General features: G+C 41.7%; 18 protein-coding genes. 10 read left to right on the top strand and 8 right to left on the bottom strand.

Annotated elements, in window-relative coordinates; translation table 11 throughout:
- The first annotated feature begins 159 nt into the window (after nt 1-159).
- From KXD93_RS00470 to KXD93_RS00460, 3 genes are read left to right on the top strand one after another with little or no spacing between them, the layout of a single operon-like run.
- The gene (locus KXD93_RS00470) at nt 160-516 is read left to right on the top strand and encodes a BlaI/MecI/CopY family transcriptional regulator (protein WP_258134886.1); all 357 of its coding nucleotides are present in this window, start codon (nt 160-162) and stop codon (nt 514-516) included.
- 12 nt (nt 517-528) lie between these two features.
- Entirely contained in the window at nt 529-2,292 is a 1,764-nt protein-coding gene (locus KXD93_RS00465; RefSeq protein ID WP_258134885.1) for a M56 family metallopeptidase, read from the top strand.
- A gap of 27 nt (nt 2,293-2,319) precedes the next feature.
- Complete coding sequence (locus KXD93_RS00460) at nt 2,320-4,161, top strand: M56 family metallopeptidase (RefSeq protein WP_258134884.1); 1,842 nt, start codon at nt 2,320-2,322, stop codon at nt 4,159-4,161.
- Between the two features lie 115 nt (nt 4,162-4,276).
- Here the strand turns inward: KXD93_RS00460 and KXD93_RS00455 are convergent, their stop codons facing one another.
- Nucleotides 4,277-5,362 (bottom strand): DNA topoisomerase IB, encoded by a 1,086-nt coding sequence (locus KXD93_RS00455; protein ID WP_258134883.1) that lies wholly within the window; start codon nt 5,360-5,362, stop codon nt 4,277-4,279.
- Nucleotides 5,363-5,567: 205 nt separating this feature from the next.
- Here KXD93_RS00455 and KXD93_RS00450 point away from each other — a divergent pair, with 205 nt between their 5' ends.
- Nucleotides 5,568-6,593, top strand: a complete 1,026-nt coding sequence (locus KXD93_RS00450) for an aldo/keto reductase (protein WP_258134882.1) — start codon at nt 5,568-5,570, stop codon at nt 6,591-6,593.
- A gap of 61 nt (nt 6,594-6,654) precedes the next feature.
- Here KXD93_RS00450 and KXD93_RS00445 read toward each other — a convergent pair whose 3' ends face one another.
- The gene (locus KXD93_RS00445; protein ID WP_308726274.1) at nt 6,655-7,668 is read right to left on the bottom strand and encodes a threonine aldolase family protein; all 1,014 of its coding nucleotides are present in this window, start codon (nt 7,666-7,668) and stop codon (nt 6,655-6,657) included.
- Between the two features lie 77 nt (nt 7,669-7,745).
- On the opposite strand from KXD93_RS00445, the gene KXD93_RS00440 reads away from it, so the two are divergent.
- Nucleotides 7,746-8,435: a hypothetical protein gene (locus KXD93_RS00440; protein ID WP_258134881.1), complete on the top strand. Its 690-nt coding sequence runs from the start codon at nt 7,746-7,748 to the stop codon at nt 8,433-8,435.
- A 254-nt stretch (nt 8,436-8,689) separates the two neighbouring features.
- Here the strand turns inward: KXD93_RS00440 and KXD93_RS00435 are convergent, their stop codons facing one another.
- Nucleotides 8,690-9,904, bottom strand: coding sequence for a BaiN/RdsA family NAD(P)/FAD-dependent oxidoreductase (locus KXD93_RS00435; protein ID WP_258134880.1), 1,215 nt, complete (start codon nt 9,902-9,904; stop codon nt 8,690-8,692).
- On the opposite strand from KXD93_RS00435, the gene KXD93_RS00430 reads away from it, so the two are divergent.
- Complete coding sequence (locus tag KXD93_RS00430) at nt 9,903-10,556, top strand: NADH-quinone oxidoreductase subunit A (protein WP_258134879.1); 654 nt, start codon at nt 9,903-9,905, stop codon at nt 10,554-10,556. The two genes, KXD93_RS00435 and KXD93_RS00430, sit on opposite strands and share 2 nt — an antisense overlap.
- Nucleotides 10,546-11,076, top strand: a complete 531-nt coding sequence (locus KXD93_RS00425; RefSeq protein WP_258134878.1) for an NADH-quinone oxidoreductase subunit B — start codon at nt 10,546-10,548, stop codon at nt 11,074-11,076. Before KXD93_RS00430 ends, KXD93_RS00425 begins: the two co-directional genes overlap by 11 nt.
- A gap of 19 nt (nt 11,077-11,095) precedes the next feature.
- On the opposite strand, the gene KXD93_RS00420 is transcribed toward KXD93_RS00425, so the two are convergent.
- Nucleotides 11,096-11,851 carry a molybdopterin-dependent oxidoreductase gene (locus tag KXD93_RS00420; RefSeq protein WP_258134877.1) on the bottom strand — a complete coding sequence of 252 codons (756 nt, stop codon included), beginning with the start codon at nt 11,849-11,851 and terminating at the stop codon, nt 11,096-11,098.
- Between the two features lie 2 nt (nt 11,852-11,853).
- Nucleotides 11,854-12,579 (bottom strand): cytochrome b/b6 domain-containing protein, encoded by a 726-nt coding sequence (locus KXD93_RS00415; RefSeq protein ID WP_258134876.1) that lies wholly within the window; start codon nt 12,577-12,579, stop codon nt 11,854-11,856.
- Nucleotides 12,580-12,802: 223 nt separating this feature from the next.
- Here KXD93_RS00415 and KXD93_RS00410 point away from each other — a divergent pair, with 223 nt between their 5' ends.
- Complete coding sequence (locus KXD93_RS00410) at nt 12,803-13,204, top strand: RDD family protein (protein ID WP_258134875.1); 402 nt, start codon at nt 12,803-12,805, stop codon at nt 13,202-13,204.
- Nucleotides 13,205-13,433: 229 nt separating this feature from the next.
- Here KXD93_RS00410 and KXD93_RS00405 read toward each other — a convergent pair whose 3' ends face one another.
- Both KXD93_RS00405 and KXD93_RS00400 read right to left on the bottom strand, forming a co-directional pair.
- Nucleotides 13,434-13,844, bottom strand: coding sequence for a hypothetical protein (locus KXD93_RS00405; RefSeq protein WP_258134874.1), 411 nt, complete (start codon nt 13,842-13,844; stop codon nt 13,434-13,436).
- 118 nt (nt 13,845-13,962) lie between these two features.
- On the bottom strand, nt 13,963-14,631 hold the full coding sequence (locus KXD93_RS00400; protein ID WP_258134873.1) for a fasciclin domain-containing protein: 669 nt from the start codon (nt 14,629-14,631) through the stop codon (nt 13,963-13,965).
- Nucleotides 14,632-14,901: 270 nt separating this feature from the next.
- On the opposite strand from KXD93_RS00400, the gene KXD93_RS00395 reads away from it, so the two are divergent.
- Nucleotides 14,902-15,420: a hypothetical protein gene (locus tag KXD93_RS00395; RefSeq protein ID WP_258134872.1), complete on the top strand. Its 519-nt coding sequence runs from the start codon at nt 14,902-14,904 to the stop codon at nt 15,418-15,420.
- A 3-nt stretch (nt 15,421-15,423) separates the two neighbouring features.
- Here KXD93_RS00395 and KXD93_RS00390 read toward each other — a convergent pair whose 3' ends face one another.
- The gene (locus tag KXD93_RS00390) at nt 15,424-16,023 is read right to left on the bottom strand and encodes a hypothetical protein (RefSeq protein ID WP_258134871.1); all 600 of its coding nucleotides are present in this window, start codon (nt 16,021-16,023) and stop codon (nt 15,424-15,426) included.
- Nucleotides 16,024-16,644: 621 nt separating this feature from the next.
- Between KXD93_RS00390 and KXD93_RS00385 the strand changes: the two genes are divergently transcribed.
- A complete protein-coding gene (locus KXD93_RS00385; RefSeq protein ID WP_258134870.1) occupies nt 16,645-17,784 on the top strand; it encodes a 5-(carboxyamino)imidazole ribonucleotide synthase in 1,140 nt (379 codons plus the stop codon).
- Nucleotides 17,785-17,813 lie beyond the last annotated feature (29 nt).

Genomic DNA, 17,813 nt, shown 5'->3' with positions numbered 1-17,813 from the left:
GTCATGATTAAGTCATCTAAGGTAATTTATTAGTTTGAATGTTACAACAGTCAACTCATTTATAGCCGAATAGTTACACATAAAAATATTTGTTAAAAAAAGTTAAAATATTTTGATATTTACGAATTAATCGTAGCTTTACGAAACAATCGTAAAAACATGGAGAAGTTATCAAAACAAGAGGAAGAAGCCATGCAGGCGGTATGGCAGTGCGGTAAAGGTTTTATTAAAGATTTTCTTGACCTGATGGAAGAGCCCAAACCGCCCTATACTACCCTTGCATCAACAATAAAAAACCTTGAACGCAAGGATTTTGTGAAAGGCGAAAAATTAGGAAACTCGTTCCGCTATGCACCGGTAATATTGGAAGAGGATTATAAGAAGAAGTTTATGAATGGCTTTGTAAGCGATTACTTCCAAAATTCATATAAGGACCTGGTGACCTTTTTCGCAAATGAGAAAAAGATAAGTGCCAATGAACTGAAGGAGATCATTAAACTTATTGAAAAACACTAAACCCTGATTGCCATGCCGGTTTTATTTATTTTTCTGTTAAAGGTAAATGTTGCCCTGTTGCTATTTTGCGCCGGCTATTACATGGTGCTCAGGCATATTACCTTCTATACACTAAACCGCATTTACCTTGTTGCCGCCATTTTATTCGCAACCATCTATCCGGAAATAAATTTGTCAGGCTTTTTACAACAGCATGAGCAAATTGCCAAACCTGTTGAGGCTGTAGCTATAAACTGGCAAGCACCCACAACAGCACTTGTTAAGCCACTTACGGTACCCGCTTACTGGAATTGGATTGAGCTTATATTTTGGATTGGGGTCATCTTGCTAGCGTTAAGGTTGATTATGCGGCTTTATTCTTTGTATAAATTATACAGTAGTTCCACAGCTGCGCAGATCCACGAGCACGATGTAAGGCTGGTAAATACAGATTCGGGGCCATTTTCATTTTGGAAAAGCATTTATGTTAATCCTGCGAACATTAAACCTGCCGACCTAAAATCAATATTAATGCACGAGCAGGTACATGTAAACGAATGGCACACTTTGGATATTTTGATTGCTGAACTAAGCACTATATTTTACTGGTTTAACCCGGGGGTATGGCTAATGAAAAAGGCAATACGGGAAAATATAGAGTTTATAACCGACCGCAAGATCATAAAAAGCGGCGCTGATACAAAGCAATATCAATACAGCCTGGTAAGCGTAAGCTTCGCAGCATCGCCGAATACCATTTTTAATCATTTTAATATCTCGGCCATAAAAAAGCGGATAATTATGATGAATGCTGAACAGTCATCAAAATTTACGTTGAGTCGTTATGCTTTTTTAGTGCCTGCCGTTGTTGCGATGTTATTGGTTTTTAGTATCTCAAAAGCGGCATTTGTAAAAAAATCCACTTTGGTTAACCATCAGACTGCTAGCGTTATGCTCATAACACCTGTGCAAAAACCTGTTAAAAGGCCGCGTGTTAAGATCGATTCTGCTAAAAAGACAGCGATAACAGCGAATATCAATTTATCTATTGATACGCAAAGCATGAGGAATACAACCACCAGCCCCTGGAACAATAAAGTGGTTGACAGCAGCTTAAAAACAAACAGCATAGTTATTGACAAAAACGGAGCCATTAACATTACACAAAACGGAGCGCCTATTAAGCCATTGATGTATGTTGTTGATGGAAATATATCAAAGAATTACGATCATGGCAAGTTGAATAAGGCTAACATTAAGAGCATTGACGTTGGTGAAACCCTTGATAAAAAAACAATTGTATATATCAAAACCAAAAACGGAATTGAAACAGCGCCAATTATCGCAATACGGATTAATGGCGAATCCGCCAGGCACACGCAGGGAAAATTGATTGACGGTAAACTTGCCGTAATTGATACGGTCAAGATAGTGAACCGCCGTCTGATTTTGGATACTACCTACCTCACTAAAGCGCATGCAAGTACATTAAGTACTGCACCAGGTAATGCAAAAATGATATCATCACTAACCTGGTCAAAATCAAGCTTACAGATCAAACCAGTGTTAAAAGTCCATGCAGAGGACTCAGTAATAAGAAGGCCAAACGGCATATCATGCTTTTTCGGGAAGGCAGAAGTAACTTACGGAACTACTAATGTGAAAGCTGACTATATCGAATACGACAGCAAGGCCAACACAATTAAAGCAAAAGGGGCTGTCATTGTTACCCAAAAACAAAACAATGAAACGTTAACGTCCACTGCTTCAGATTTTTTGTGGCAGTTGAATAAATAAAATAACAAACCTTAAAATACTGAAATCATGCCAGATCTTTTTATTTTCCTGTTAAAAGTAAACGCGGCACTGCTGTTATTCTGCGCCGGCTATTACCTGGTTTTAAGGCACCTTACCTTTTATACCCTGAACCGTATTTACCTGTTGACTGCAATTTTATTTGCTACTGTTTATCCCAAAATAAACCTCTCGGCATTTGTAGAGCGTCATAAACAAATAGTCAAGCCTGTTGAAGGCATTATGCTAAGGTGGCAGGCACCGGCCAAGGCTTTAATAAATGAAAGACCCGATTACTGGCTTTGGGTTGAGGTTGTTTTTTGGGCGGGTGTTATTCTATTGGCAGCAAGGCTCATGGTCCAGCTTTATTCGCTGTTTAAACTATACCGCAATTCAACAGCTGCTCAAATTTATAACCACAACGTGAGGATAATGAATACCGATAGCGGACCCTTTTCCTTCTGGAAAAGCATTTACATTAACCCGGCAAATCATGAACCGTCCGACTTAAGATCGATACTGCAGCATGAGCAGATCCACGTAAGCGAATGGCATACATTGGATGTTTTGCTGGCCGAACTAAGCACCATATTTTATTGGTTTAACCCCGGTGTCTGGCTAATGAAAAAGGCAGTAAAAGAAAACATAGAATTTATAACCGACCGTAAAATATTAAGAAACGGCACCGACAGCAAGCAATATCAATACAGTTTGGTAAACGTGAGCTTTTCGGCAGCGCCACAAGGCATTGTAAACCACTTCAATATATCAACCATCAAAAAAAGAATTATCATGATGAACGCAAAAAGATCCTCAAACTTTAAACTTACCCGGTACGCATTTCTTGTACCTGCTGTGGTTGCAATGCTACTGGTTTTTAGCATTTCGAAGGCAGCGCTGGTTAAAAAATCAATTAGCAATATAAAAGCGTCCTCGTTGGCGCTATTGGAACGCAAAAACCCTGCTCCTGTAAACGTTCCCAATAACAAAGTAAACACCAGCGCTGGTGTTGTTACCAAAAAGAATATAGCTCAACAAAAAATTATCGTAAAGTTGATAGACACCATTAGAAAGGGTAAGATCTTTATCAGCTCTTCGGACAAGCTAGACTCGGTTAATATAGTAATAAACGGTGTAAAAGCGTCCAAAACTGATTTTGATAAAATAAACCCCAATGATATTGAAGCCATAAATATCGTATCACCGAATGTTGGTAATAACGTAATTTTCAACCTTGACAACAAACACGGAACAGTATTTGTAACCACAAAGGGATCTGAGGCCGGTGCAAAATTCCGTGAAAAAATGGATAAGTGGCCTTATAATGCTCACGGTATAAATGGTACCGGTAACTCGTCCGGCAACTTAACCAGTGTTGTTGTTGTAGGCCATCCTTCGGCAACAAATGGCGATTCAGATTATGACGGTCCTACCAAAGTTGAATCATTTAATATCACCTCTTCCAACCCTGCAACAATAACGGTTCGTGGTAACAATGCCTCCGGATCAGGTGTAGTGGTTTACGATAACAAGCTGTATAAGGACACCTCAATAAAAGTCGTAAAGGGTTATTCAATTTTAGCTGATACCTTCAAGAGTCTAAAAAATAACTCAAGGCCTTATAAAGTTAATGGCAGTTCAGGGCGTACCTATTCAAATTTCCAGGTTGTAACCTCACCGAATCATTTCAGCGTTGATCACATTGCCGACAAAATGATCATCATCAACGGCAAAATATCCACACAGGCCGATCTTAAAAAAATCTCCGCTTTTGATATCGACAAAATGGTTTTGAAAACCGACAACGAAACCAAGGAACTTTATGGCGATAGGGCAAAAAATGGGATTGTGTTTATAGTTACTAAGAAGTAGTGGTTGATTATTTAGATTGAGTTGATTGGGTTATCGGGACCGATAATAAGATCAGTTAATAGTTATTGTCTTCTTTAACTTAATCAACCTAATCTAACTTAATAAACTCAACCAACTAACTGGCTTCGGCCAGTTTTTCGTTTTCAAGGATACTTAGTAAAGCTTTTTCCGCGAGGTTTAATTCAGCAGAATTTACATCCTTATCTTCATCAAGTTGTTTGATGTATTTAAAAATAGCACCATCCTCGTAGCTTTTTATCACCGTTGGATGCACGTAATATTTTTTGCAAACGGTGCGGGTGTTGCCAAGGTTAATAGCCACCTCGTCCAAAACGCTTACAATCTTCTTTTTGCACTCTGTAATTGTTTCAAATTCTCCCACTTGCTTAATCGCATATAATGCACTTACACTGCCGGTCCAGGTGCGGAAATCCTTGGCGGTAAAATCCTCGCCGGTTATTTCCTTCAGGTACGCATTTACATCGCCTGAACCGAGCGAGCATTTGCTGCCGTCTTCGTTATAATATTGAAACAGCTCCTTACCCGGAATTTCGCGACATTGTTTTACCAATCGGGCAAGCTTCCTGCTTTGCAGGGATACTTTGTGATAAACCCCTTTTTTGCCTTTAAACTCAAAGTTAAGTGTCGATCCCTCAATTTTTACGTGCCTGTTCATTAGTGTAGTTAGTCCAAATGAACCATAAAGCTTTTTGTATGACTCGTTCCCTATCCTTATACTGGTAAGTTCCATCAAGCGGACCACTAGCGCCACTATTTTATCATGATCTGGATTGGGCCTTAACAGGTCCTTATCAACCTGTTTGCGGATGGCGGGCAAGTAACCGGCAAATGTTTGTAAGCGATGATATTTTGATTGATTGCGAATTTTGTTCCAATCCGGATGATAACGATATTGCTTTCTGCCCGCAGCATCCGTCCCGGTAAATTGCAAATGCCCGTTATCATAAGGAGAGATCCAAACATTCGTATACGCAGGAGGGATAACGAGTTTATTGAACCGGTTGATTAACTCCTTATCCTTAACAAGCTCACTTTTAGCGTTATAATAACTCCACCCCTTGCCCGCCTTTTTGCGGGTATAACCAGGCGTGGAATCTGATACATAACGCAAACCTACAGCCTTCGCTGTTATTTTGGGGTCGCGTCCTATTTTTTCAAGTTTGCTCAATAATCGGTTCATGGAATATAATACAAGCACCGGGAAGATAAGTTTGTTAAGTTTAAAGAAATAAATAGTCTCCCCCATGTACTTTGCCCTTTCTCTGTTACCTCTGTGGTTACTTTCTCTGCTGTCTCACAAAGCATTTACCTACTTTTGACCCTCTGCTGACTTTTCTCAAACAATAATCGCCCAATTTTACTTTTATAAACAAATCATCAAATTTATGAAATTCAATTTTTTAGGAAACACCGGCCTGGTGGTATCCGAGTTATGTTTTGGCACCATGACCTTCGGCGGCAAGGGTTACTGGGAGGCAATCGGGACTGCACAACAACAGGAGGTGAACGACCTGATGAAAGTTGTGGTAGATTCAGGCATTAACTTCATAGACACAGCTAACGTTTACTCTTTCGGCGAATCAGAAAAACTACTAGGTCAATCTATCCTAGATCTTGGCTTAAACCGCAATAACCTGGTAATCGCAACCAAGGTTCGCGGTCGCATGGGCGAGGGTGTAAATGATATGGGGCTTTCGCGCTATCATATTTTCCAATCGGTTGACGCCAGTCTACAACGTTTACAGGTGGATCATATTGACATTCTGTACGTCCATGGCATCGATCCAAAAACTTCAGTAGAGGAAACCGTTCGCGCACTAAATGATGTTGTACAAAGCGGCAAAGCACGTTACATTGCCATTTGCAACTGGCCTGCCTGGATAGTGATGAAGGCCATTGCCATAACCGAAAAACATGGCTGGAACAAATTTATGGGTCTGCAATATTTTTACTCCTTAGCATCACGTGACATTGAAAGGGAGCTATTGCCACTTGCCCACGATCAAAACATAGGCGTAATGCCGTGGAGCCCGCTTGCCGGTGGTTTTCTTGGTGGCAAGTATGGCCGTAACGCAGGGAACGCAGCAGGCAGCCGCAGGGATACTTTTGATTTTCCGCCGATTAATAAGGAAAAAACCTACGATATAATTGATGTGGCTACCGAAGTAGGTAAGCAGCATGGCGTATCAATAGCCGAAGTGTCACTGGCTTGGGTTCGTCAGCAAAAGGGCGTAACCAGCACCATCATCGGTGCAAAAAGTATTGATCAGTTGAATGCCAACATCAAATCAACCGAACTGGTTTTATCGGCAGATGATCTGAAAAAGCTTGATGAAGTAAGCGCTTTAGCAAGGGAATATCCTGGCTGGATGGTTGAAAGACAATCGGCAGACAGGGAAATAAAGTCCTAAGTCTTGAGTAATTAGTCTTGAGTCGTTTGCTCTTTTTTGACTTACGACTCAAGACTTTAGACTACAGACTTTTCAATACCCCCACTACATACTCCACCTGTTCCGGATGCACATCCAAATGCAGCACAAAACGGATGCGGTGTTTATCGGTTGATAAGGCTTTGATGCCTTTTTCTTCCAGTTTTTGGAGGATTACGCTTGCGGGTTCCACTGTATCAAATAAAACAATGTTGGTTTCCTGTGGTAAAACATTTGCTACCCAACCGCAATTAGCCAGTTCCTCCGCAAGAATTTGCGTGTGAGAGTGGTCTATTTTTAACCGCTCCACATGATGATCGAGCGCATAGATGCCGGCTGCAGCTAAAAAGCCTGCCTGGCGCATGCCTCCGCCAAACACTTTACGGATGCGACGGGCATATTTTATAGTCGCCTTATCAGCCAAAAGTACGGACCCAACTGGTGCCCCCAGACCTTTTGAAAGGCAAACAGAAATTCCATCGAAATATTTACCGTAATCAACAGCGGCATCGCCAGTATGCGCAAGTGCATTAAAAATACGGGCACCATCTAAATGGAGCTTTAATCCTTTGCTTTTGCACAATTCAGCTATCGGCTTTATTTGTTCCAATGTATAGCAGCTTCCGCCACCTTTATTTACAGTATTCTCCAGCACAACCAGGGTGCTATGAGGATAATGAATATTCTCAGCGTTAATCTCCGGCTCAATCATTTCTACGGTAATTATGCCGCGATAACCGTTTAGTAAGCGCGTTGATACCGCTGAATTGAAAGCGATCCCCCCACCCTCGTAGCGATAAACGTGCGCGGTTTGGTCGGCAATCAACTCCTCCATTGGGTTTGTAAAACATTTAATGGCAATTTGGTTGGTCATGGTTCCCGACGGGCAAAAAATGCCGGCTTCCATCCCAAAAATGGCGGCAGTTTTTGCTTCCAGTTCGTTTATCGTTTCGTCCTCGCCAAAAACATCGTCGCCAACTTTTGCATTGAACATGGCTTCCAGCATGCCGGGGGTAGGCTTTGTAACAGTATCGCTTCTTAGATCAACAATCATCATATTAAATGTCGTAAAATTACGTTATTTGTGTTTTAGTAATTATGCGTCCAATTTTAATCATTTTATTTTTTATGCTGATGATTATATCAGCAAAATCACAATCCGGCAAATGGTTGCCCGGCAGGTTTACCGATGTGAAGGGTAATACTGAGACCGGTTTTATTCGGGTTAATCCATCGGCTAAAGGACCGGTAAAGGACGAGGGCTTTATTGAGTTTAAGGATAATAATAAAACCGAGCCATTTAAATTGAGCGCCAGCGATCTGAAATCGTTTGTGATTGGCAGGGACAGTTTTGTAGTTGCCCATGCGCCCAATAATGAAATCTGGGCAAAAAAAGAACTTGATTTTGTAAAAGTAGCACTCAATGAAGACGTAAAACTTTATATGGCTGGCGGTGGCGGCAAAGGTGGCGGCGGGCGTGGATTTGGAATTTCTCCCGATTTAGGTGTAGGCGTTGGTGCAGGTACCGGCGGCTATGGCAGCGGCGTTGGCGCTGGTGTTTCCATTCCCATCTTCGGAGGAGGCGGTGGAGGAGGCAGCGTCGAAAAAACTGTTTACTACTATGGCGAAAACACTGCCCAAATGAAGCGTATCACCAACGAAAACTTTGAAGACGTAATGAGCGATATCATGGGCGATTACCCCGAAGTTGTTGATAAGATCCACGCCAAAGTTTATATGCTGGCCAATATCGACAGGCTGATTGTTTATTATAAGCAAGTTAGCGGAGGTGAAAGCTCAAAGCTCAAAGCAAAAAGCAATTAGCATCACTAATGACCAGAGGTTGATCTGATAGTTTTATACGAGAATGTAAACCCGCTAATTTTCAAAAAAAATAATATAAGTGATTGATTAACAGAAATTTAAACAGGGGTTTACATAGAAACTATGTAAACCCCTGTAAACCCCCTCTTTTTAGTACTCGCCCCGAAACTTTACATCAATTTATGGTTGACATAACACCGGGATAGTGTCCAGGTAATACTCCTTGCCTTCAGCTTTGGTCTTTTAGCTTTCAGCTACAGTCCCTGCGCTATCACAAACCCACTGGCCCATGCCCATTGAAAATTGTAGCCGCCCAGCCAGCCGGTAACATCCACACATTCGCCGCCATAATACAGTCCCGACATTTTTTTAACTTCAAGTGTTTTGGATGAAAGTTCATCTGTTGATACGCCACCGCGCATTACCTCGGCTTTATCGTAGCCCTTATCCCCTGCCGGTTTTACCTTAAATTCATGGATCAATTGACTGATTGAATCAATATCGACCTTACTTAATGACGCAAGGTTTTTATCGACGGGCAACTTATCGCTCAGTGCTTCCGCAAATTTGCGGGTAAACAGGTTAGCTAAATAGGCCAGCAACATTTTTTTGCCGTTCGCCTCCCGCTCCTGCCGGATCAGTTCAACTATGTTTTGATTGGGCAGCAAGTCGATATAAATATATTCCCCGGGCCGCCAGTAGGAAGAGATCTGTAAAATGGCCGGGCCGCTTAACCCCCAATGGGTAAATAGGATATTTTCCTCAAAACTGATCCTGTCATTCCAAACCCGGCAGAAGATAGAATTGCCGGAGAGTTGCTCATACCATGGCTGATCTTTCCCGATTATGGTAAGCGGCACTAAAGCAGGTGCTGTATCGTTGATTTTGAGATCAAATTTTCGGGCGATCCGCAGTCCAAAATCAGTCGCACCCATTTTAGGAATCGGCAATCCACCGGATGCTACTACAACTTTAGGGGTAAACAAGGTTTGCCTCTGTCCGTTTCTTTCAAATGAAACATAATAGCCACTATCCACTGGTTCGATCCCATCAACAAGGGTATCACACCAGATCCCCTGTCCTAAATCTTCACAAAGAGAGGTAAAAACATTTACAATATCTTTTGCCTTATCGCTTTCAGGAAAAAGCTGGCCAAGTGTTTTCTCCTTACCAATAATCCCATAAGTCTCAAAAAAACTGACGGTATCCTCAACCGTCCATTGCGACAGGGTTGATTTGCTAAAATGCTCATTTGCTGAAATAAACTGCTGTGCTGATGTATATAAATTGGTATAGTTACACCGCCCGCCGCCACTGATCAGGATCTTGGCGCCTACCTTATCGTTCCTCTCCAGCACAAGTGTTCGCTTGCCTAAAAAGCCGGCTTGCACCGCGCACATTAATCCGCAGGCGCCTCCGCCAATAATTATAGCGTCAAAATCTGTTTGTTTTGTTAAATTTGCTGTCATGGCTGAAGTGTCGCAAATATCAGAATTTGGAAAGATACTTATCTTCCTTATTACAGGAATAATAATGGTGTGCGTGGCTTTTGGCATAAACAAGCTATTGGCTCCGCATAAACCTAATCCTGAAAAGCTTACTTCGTACGAGTGCGGCGAAGAAACTACCGGCAACGCATGGCTCCCGTTTAATTCCCGTTTTTATGTCATAGCGCTGGTTTTCTTGTTGTTCGATGTGGAAATGGTATTCATTTTTCCATGGGCAACAGTTTTTGGCAGCCATGAGATAAATAATATCGAGCCGCGCTGGGGCTGGCTGGCATTAACAGAAATGTTCGTATTTCTCGGCATCCTGATCCTCGGCTTGGCCTATGTTTGGGTAAAAGGCGACCTGGACTGGATAAAACCCAAGCCAATTGTACCAACAACAGATACGTATATTCCAAAATCTTTGTATGAAAAATTGAATTTAGAACAAAGTAATTATAAAGTAAAGGCGTTTGCACTTACCGCTGTTCCATTTGAAACAGTGTTAACATCTGAAACACATGGAACAGTTGGAACACCCAAAACAGATGAAACACCTGGAACACCCGAAACAGCGCCTATAAGAAAACCCATGTTTAAACCCACCTTTAAAAAACCAGGCAATGAGCAGTGATATAACCAGTGAGAACGGCGGTGTGGTGATCACCAAAATGAACGACCTGCTGAACTGGGCGCGTTTATCATCTTTATGGCCATTAAGCTTTGGGATAGCATGCTGTGCAATTGAATTTATGGGGGCCTTTGCCTCTACTTATGACCTTGACCGCTACGGCGTATTCCCGCGCCCATCTGCCCGTCAGGCTGATGTGATCATCATTGCCGGAACAGTTACCTTTAAAATGGCGGAACGCATTAAACGATTGTATGAGCAAATGCCCGAGCCAAAGTATGTGATCTCTATGGGTTCCTGCTCCAATTGCGGCGGGCCTTACTGGCAGCATGGCTACCATGTAGTTAAGGGTGTCGACAGGGTGATCCCCGTTGACGTTTACGTGCAGGGTTGCCCGCCAAGGCCGGAAGCGTTAATAGGCGCTATTTTGGAACTGCAGAAAAAGATCGAGGGTGAGAAAATGCTGGGTGGGGTCCGGAAGTTGGAAACGACCGAAAGTCCGAAAGCAGAAGAGATCGTATAGAGAGATTTGAAATCTGCAATCATATCCCGGTATACCACGACCATCCATTAGAAATATCCGGCCCCGCGTCCACGAATTTATCGGTTACCACAATACGTTGTAGGTATTTAACATTCTTATAACCAATTTGTGTCTCTACCCGCAGGCGAACTGGTGCTCCATTACGCGCTGGAAGGGTTTCGCCGTTCATAGTATGAGCCAGGATAGTTTGTGGGTGAAAGGCGTCCAACATATCAATGCTCTCGCCATAATTATCAAATCCGTAAAAACACACAAACCTTGCAGCAGGCAAAATGCCCGCGTGCTGCAACAGGGCGGCCAATGGTACGCCGGTCCATTCGGCAATGGCGCTCCAGCCTTCTTCGCAGCTATGACGGGTAATTTGTGTGCGCTCCCCAAGTTTCTTAAGATCATCCATTGAATATTTGCCAGGCTTGGCCACGCTGCCCTCAACAGAAAGCGTCCAGTCTTTAAAGTTATTGCGTTGCAGTTCCTGGTATACTTTGCTGTAGGCGGCTTTGCTTGCCGGGTCGGCAGGGTCGCCGATATCGGTAACAGGGAAGGAAGTTATATCGCTTTTTTGGTACTCCATTGCCAATGCCCGCTGCGAAAGCAGCCCGCGCTGGGCTATATACGTGAGGTTATCGCCCATTCGCAATATATTACCGTAAGTTGGGAGTGCCTTTTTTAAACATCCCGAAAGAAGCAGCGCACCCGCAGAGGTAATCCCCGCGAAAATAGCCCTGCGCCTGTTCATGCCTTTTTTTTCCTTCATTGTTATTTCCCAAAAGTTATTGCCAAAATATTTTGTTTAAAGCCCGACCGTACTACCATTACCACATGCACCAACAGAAACAATAGCAACGCGGTGGCAGAAAAAAAATGAATGGTGCGCGCCGATTGATGGCCAAAAAATATTTTAAGCAGGAAGGGATAAGATGCTGTAATCGCGGGCGACATGGTGAAGCCGGTTAAGATCACAACCGGGAACAGGAAAAATATAACCGCCATATAGGTGATCTTTTGCAGTAGCCCATACTTACCCCCGGTGTACAATTGCTTTCGGAAATGGCTGGCGAAATCGTGGCAGAAGAGCTTAAAACTAAACTCTTTTTTGCGTGGCACCAAATTTCTTCGGAAATGGCCGCTGAAAAAGCCAAACATCAAATAGATAAGCCCGGTTATCACTAAAAACCATGCCGCCAGGAAGTGGGTGCTGCGCCCCCAGCCGTTTTGATTAAAAATATCGTAAGTGCGAACCGCGCTTATCTGCGATCCGGTTAAATGTTTAAACTGGATTCTTTTTTCCCATCCGCCGTGCTGGTAGTTGCGGCTGATGGGCAGTTCGAACAACGCCGGAGTAAGATCATTGCCTGCCTTTCCCCAATAGAGCCGGGGGTGCGACATCAGGATCACATAACCGCTAACGGTGAGCGCGAGGAAACTTAAAGTAATGATAAAATGCGCGCCTTTAACCCAGCGCTTATGCTGAACGTCTCCCATTTTATAGCTTTAAAAGCAGCTCATTTTCAACACACTACCTAATGGTGTTTTGATGGCAGGTATAAAGATAAAATAAAAATTTAAAATTAAAAGTTAGATATTTATTCCCAGCGATTTAAGGATCAGCTCAAACCTAAACATACATTTAGCATTCAATAATTAAAATCCCAACCTACCATAATTATGAAATCTAAACTATATATTTAGTCATCTAAAACTACATATGGAAGATGAGTATCCGCCGCTGATTGTTCGCCTGCAATCTATGTTTATTGATACGGTAATTATTATCGTTTGTATGGTTATTTTCTCGATGGTACTGGACCATTTTCCCGGCGCGCCCGACTGGCTAAGGATCTCTCTTTTTTTAGCTGTGTTTATTTTTTATGAGCCATTTTGTTTGACTTTTGGTTTCACCATTGGCAATTATATCAAGGGTATCCGCGTTAAAAAATTTGCGGATACAAATAGCAGGATAAGTTTTTTCCATGCCGTAATCAGGTATATCGTGAAGGTACTTTTGGGGTGGATCTCCTTTTTAACCATACACAGCAATCCCTCAAAAAGAGCGATACATGATCTGGCCTCGGGAAGTGTAATGATAAATCATAAAAAAAAGGATTGATAGCTACCAAATACATCTAGCGGGATTTAGGTATAGGGCATTACTTTCTTACAACATTAAGCCTGTTACCTGTGTCTCCAGGCGACGGGCATAAAGCAAAACTCCCTTCTTCCCTATTGGCTGTGTCCTCACAGCCAATTCCAGAATGCCTAACGGTTAGCACAATGATTTTACAAACCATAACATATTGCCTGTGAGGACACAGGCAACGGGAACTGGTTAAATTTCTTCAGCCAAAAAACATCACCTTAACAACTATCGGGATGATAGCTATCCCTAACGAATACCAAACATATTTGCGATATAATCTACCGCCCTCATCGTGATACTTCTTTAACACTTCGTTATACTGGTCGTTATTAAAGATCACCAGGTAGTTCAACAACACGAAAGGAATAATAAAAGTGATAACGATCGAGATAAAGGAATTTAAAGGATGTGCGTTAAAGACATTAACAGGCATATACAGCAATAAATTACGATCTACTATCACCCGCATCCAATAAAAAAATGTAAACAAATTGATGCCCATAATTAAGGATAAAGGTATCAGCGTGTACAGTTTCCAGCTCGTATGTTCGGCCTTTTTCGCCTTTTGCGATATGATAGCATCAGCCCAGATTCTATTATATAAAGTCATCCCTTTTAGTTTATGTATTTATTACAAGCACGATGCCAAAATCAATACCATATAATATCCACTAAAAAGTAAGACCCGGCATGTTTCCATACCGGGCCTTAACATATAGCGGTTAGTGTTATTTAGACATTAATACACCGTTAACACCATCAATAATACCGTTTGTTGCAGGCGTATCAAATGAAGTTATTTCGGCGGTATTGCCCTGTGCATCCTTCAGCTGCACTTTCTTATTTACTACGGCAATAGTTATAGTTTGGCCGTCAACAGTTTTCAATGTTGCTGTACGGCTTGCATTAGTTAAAGCCTTTATAATGCCGGCTTTATCATATTTACCAACTACAACATGCGCTTTTACCAAAGCTCCCAGTTTAACAGGATCCTTCATTAAGCTATCCAACTTTGTTTTTGGAATTGCGCTGAATGCAGCATTGTCCGGTGCGAACAACGTGTACGGACCGGCTCCCTTTAAGGTAGCGTCCGCATTTGCAGCCTTTACCGCGCTTGTTAGTGTCGACAGATCCGCAACATTTGCGATGGTAGCCTGTAAATCCTTTACCGAATCGGCCTTGGCTGCGGTTGGCTGCGGCGTAGCCGGCTGTGTTGTAGGTGTCGGATTGGGGTTCGGCACCGGCTGCGTCGGCGTTGGCTGAGTTGGGGTCGGAGTCGGCATTGGTGTCGGCTGCGTTGGGGTCGGCGTTGGTTGTGGTTGCGTTTGCGCAAACACGTTATTTGATAATAGTCCTATTGATAAGCCTGCGGCTAAAATTAAAATTGATTTTTTCATGGTTCCTTTTGTTTCTTTTAACAGTTATAACTAGCAATTAATAAGTGCAGGTTATAATTTTTTCGTTGCACTTAATTAATTTGCATTTTTATAACCACCAATTATGCCGTATGGTTTTAAAGAAATAAAAAAAGTTTGGCAATAATCTATTTTACAGTTAGTTATAGTGAAACTTATTTTTATCATACCATCTAAAAGCACATAGTGCATTAATAATTTACAATCTCCTTTCAGAAAATTATCTACTTTTAAATTTTCTAAGTTATATAGATGCCGAAAAAAGAAATTGTTCCCAAAAAAGACGTCCCACAAAAAAAAGACAAGATCTTTTTGAATATTCTATGGATAGGTTTTGTAGTAGGGACGCTTGACGGTATCGGCGCCATCCTATCTGCGTATAAAGCCGGTCCGGTTATTATTTTCCAGTTTATTGCCAGCGGCGCCTTTGGAAAAGCCACCTTTAAAGGCGGCATGCCCATGTTTTGGTGGGGTATTTGGTTCCATTATTTTATTGCGTATTCATTTACTGCAGTATTCTATGTAGCCTATCCCTCCTTTTATAAATTCTTCCGGAACAAATACCTTATCGGTCTTGAATATGGTATCATTACCTGGATAGTGATGAATTTCATAGTAGTTCCAACAAGTAAAATAGGATTTCATCCCATCAAGAATGTGCTGCCGATATTAATCGGCATAGGTATCCTGATTATTTGTGTGGGAATGCCGATAGCCTTGATAGCGGATTTTATCAGGAAAAGGAAACTGATGGCTAAAAACTTAAAATAACGCTTATTTTGGGTGAGCGATAATATATTCGATTAAACGCTGCATAATTAAAGCATTCCAATCCGTCGAAAAGGTAAAGCTTTTATGTTGTTTGGCGTTTTCGGCGTTATAGACCATGCAATAGGTTCGGTATTTACTCAAGGCAATCTCGCTCCAAAGTAATTTATTTTTAGTGTCCCATCGTATCCCCTCAAACAAAAAGTTCAGGCCTACAAATTCGAATACTTCATGTTTATTGTATAAGTCGATATATTCATTGAGGATCTTATTAAAATAGGCATTCCATAATTGGTTAATTATGGCGATACAGGCTTTATTATAGGCATGCTTCCTTATTCCATATAAACTTCTGAGCTTTAATTTAAATACTTCATCCCGGCCATGTTTAATTTCTATAAAGTATTGTCGGCCAATCACAAACCGATATCCGCGCGTCCACGTAACGCCATACCTGAAGGCGCTTATATCTTCTGCCGGGATCAAAACTATTGGATCAAAGCTTAGCGGTTTTTCAATCTGAAGACCATCAGTGCCAAATGTGAGTTTTTTAGCAGTCTTGCTCTGAAGGAAAGAGGGAATTTCTACAACACCTGGGATATCCATGATCCAAAATAGTAAATAATTACGAAAGTCGGTATAGCAAAAAATAGCTTTTCCGTTTTCGAGTGAGCTCGTTTAACACCAAAGCCAGATTTTGACATTCAGATTAATACTCTGTGATCCCGGCTAAACAATTCTGAATTTGTTTTTATTAATTTTGCCCTTTACTATGAACGGACTGCCAAAAAATCTTTTCAAAACACTTATCATTTCAATTGTACTGTCAATTGCGGCAAATTGTATCTATTATGCAGTTTCGCAAAAAGGAGCTCCGCACGACTATGCACATGTTGTTCCACCGATAATTTCCGGGGCGCTACTTCTTAATTTGATTTTGGGAATAATGGCTGTTCCGTCGTTATTTTTAACAAATGCCGCGTATTGGAAAAACATCTCCGTTAGGTTACTGCTTTACTTCTCAGGCCCCCTCCTGTTTCTCGTTACTGTGCTTTATATGCGGTTACAACCTGCAGTTGCAATATTTTACCTTTCAACCGGCATTATATTTATATTAGTGCACACGTTTTTTTATTTTAGGCTGATAAGAAGAAAAGTATAATTTTAGGCAGATGTATCCTTAAATACCGCTTTTTTGAAAGATTTAGGCTAAACTTGCATCATTAAATGAAAGCATTTTACGGAGACCTTAAACTCGGAATTTTAGGCGGCGGCCAGTTGGGGCGCATGCTGATTCAACAGGCTATAAATTATAACGTTACGGTAAAGGTCCTTGATCCTGACCGCGAAGCTCCCTGCCGCAAATTGTGCGATGAATTTATTGTCGGGTCCCTGGGCGATTATGAAACTGTTTACAACTTTGGCAAAAAAGTCGACCTGTTAACTATCGAAATTGAAAAGGTAAATGTTGACGCGCTGGAGCAGCTGGAAAAGGAAGGCGTAATGGTTTACCCGCAGCCACGTATCATACGCCTGATCCAGGATAAAGGCCTGCAAAAACAATTCTTTAAGGAAAATGACATCCCAACTGCACCCTTCCAGGTGATTTCATCGCCCAAACAACTAAAGGAAAGTCATATTTCTTTCCCTTATATTCAAAAATTAAGGCGAGACGGTTACGATGGTAAGGGCGTTTATAAAGTTATTGACGAATCATATCTCGCAGGCGCTTTTACTGAGCCCAGCCTGATAGAAAAGTGGATTGATTTTGAAAAGGAAATAGGGATCATAGTAGCACGCAATGAAAGCGGTGAGATAAAAACATTTCCGTTGGTCGAAATGGAATTTAACCCACAGGCTAATCTTGTAGAGTTTTTGATTTCGCCATCAACCCTGCCCTTTGAAATTCAGCAGGATGCTGCACAAATAGCGGTTAAAATAGCAGAGGACCTAAAGATAGTAGGCTTGCTGGCTGTCGAAATGTTTTTGGATAAACATGGCAAAATATTGGTTAATGAGCTTGCGCCCCGGCCTCATAATAGCGGGCACCAAAGCATTGAGGGCAATGTTGTTTCACAATTTGAGCAGCATTTAAGAGCCATATTTAACCAACCGCTGGGAGATACCGCATGTTTAAATAATGCTATAATGGTGAATGTTTTAGGTGAGGCCGGATATGAGGGCCCTGCCGTTTACGAAGGCATTGAAAAGGTATTGAAATGCCCCGGTGTTTATGTACATTTATATGGAAAGGCCTTAACCAAGCCATTCCGAAAAATGGGGCATGTTACTATTGTGGATGCGGATCGTGAAAAGGCTATAGAGAAAGCAAGGTTTGTGCAGGAGACGTTGAAAGTGATAGCATAAGTTAGTTCATAGTTGATGGTTCATAGCAG

It is taken from the genome of Mucilaginibacter phenanthrenivorans (assembly GCF_024721155.1).
Lineage (GTDB): Bacteria > Bacteroidota > Bacteroidia > Sphingobacteriales > Sphingobacteriaceae > Mucilaginibacter > Mucilaginibacter phenanthrenivorans.
The sequence above is the reverse complement of the archived record's forward strand: the minus strand, read 5'-3'. Positions and strand labels throughout refer to the sequence as shown.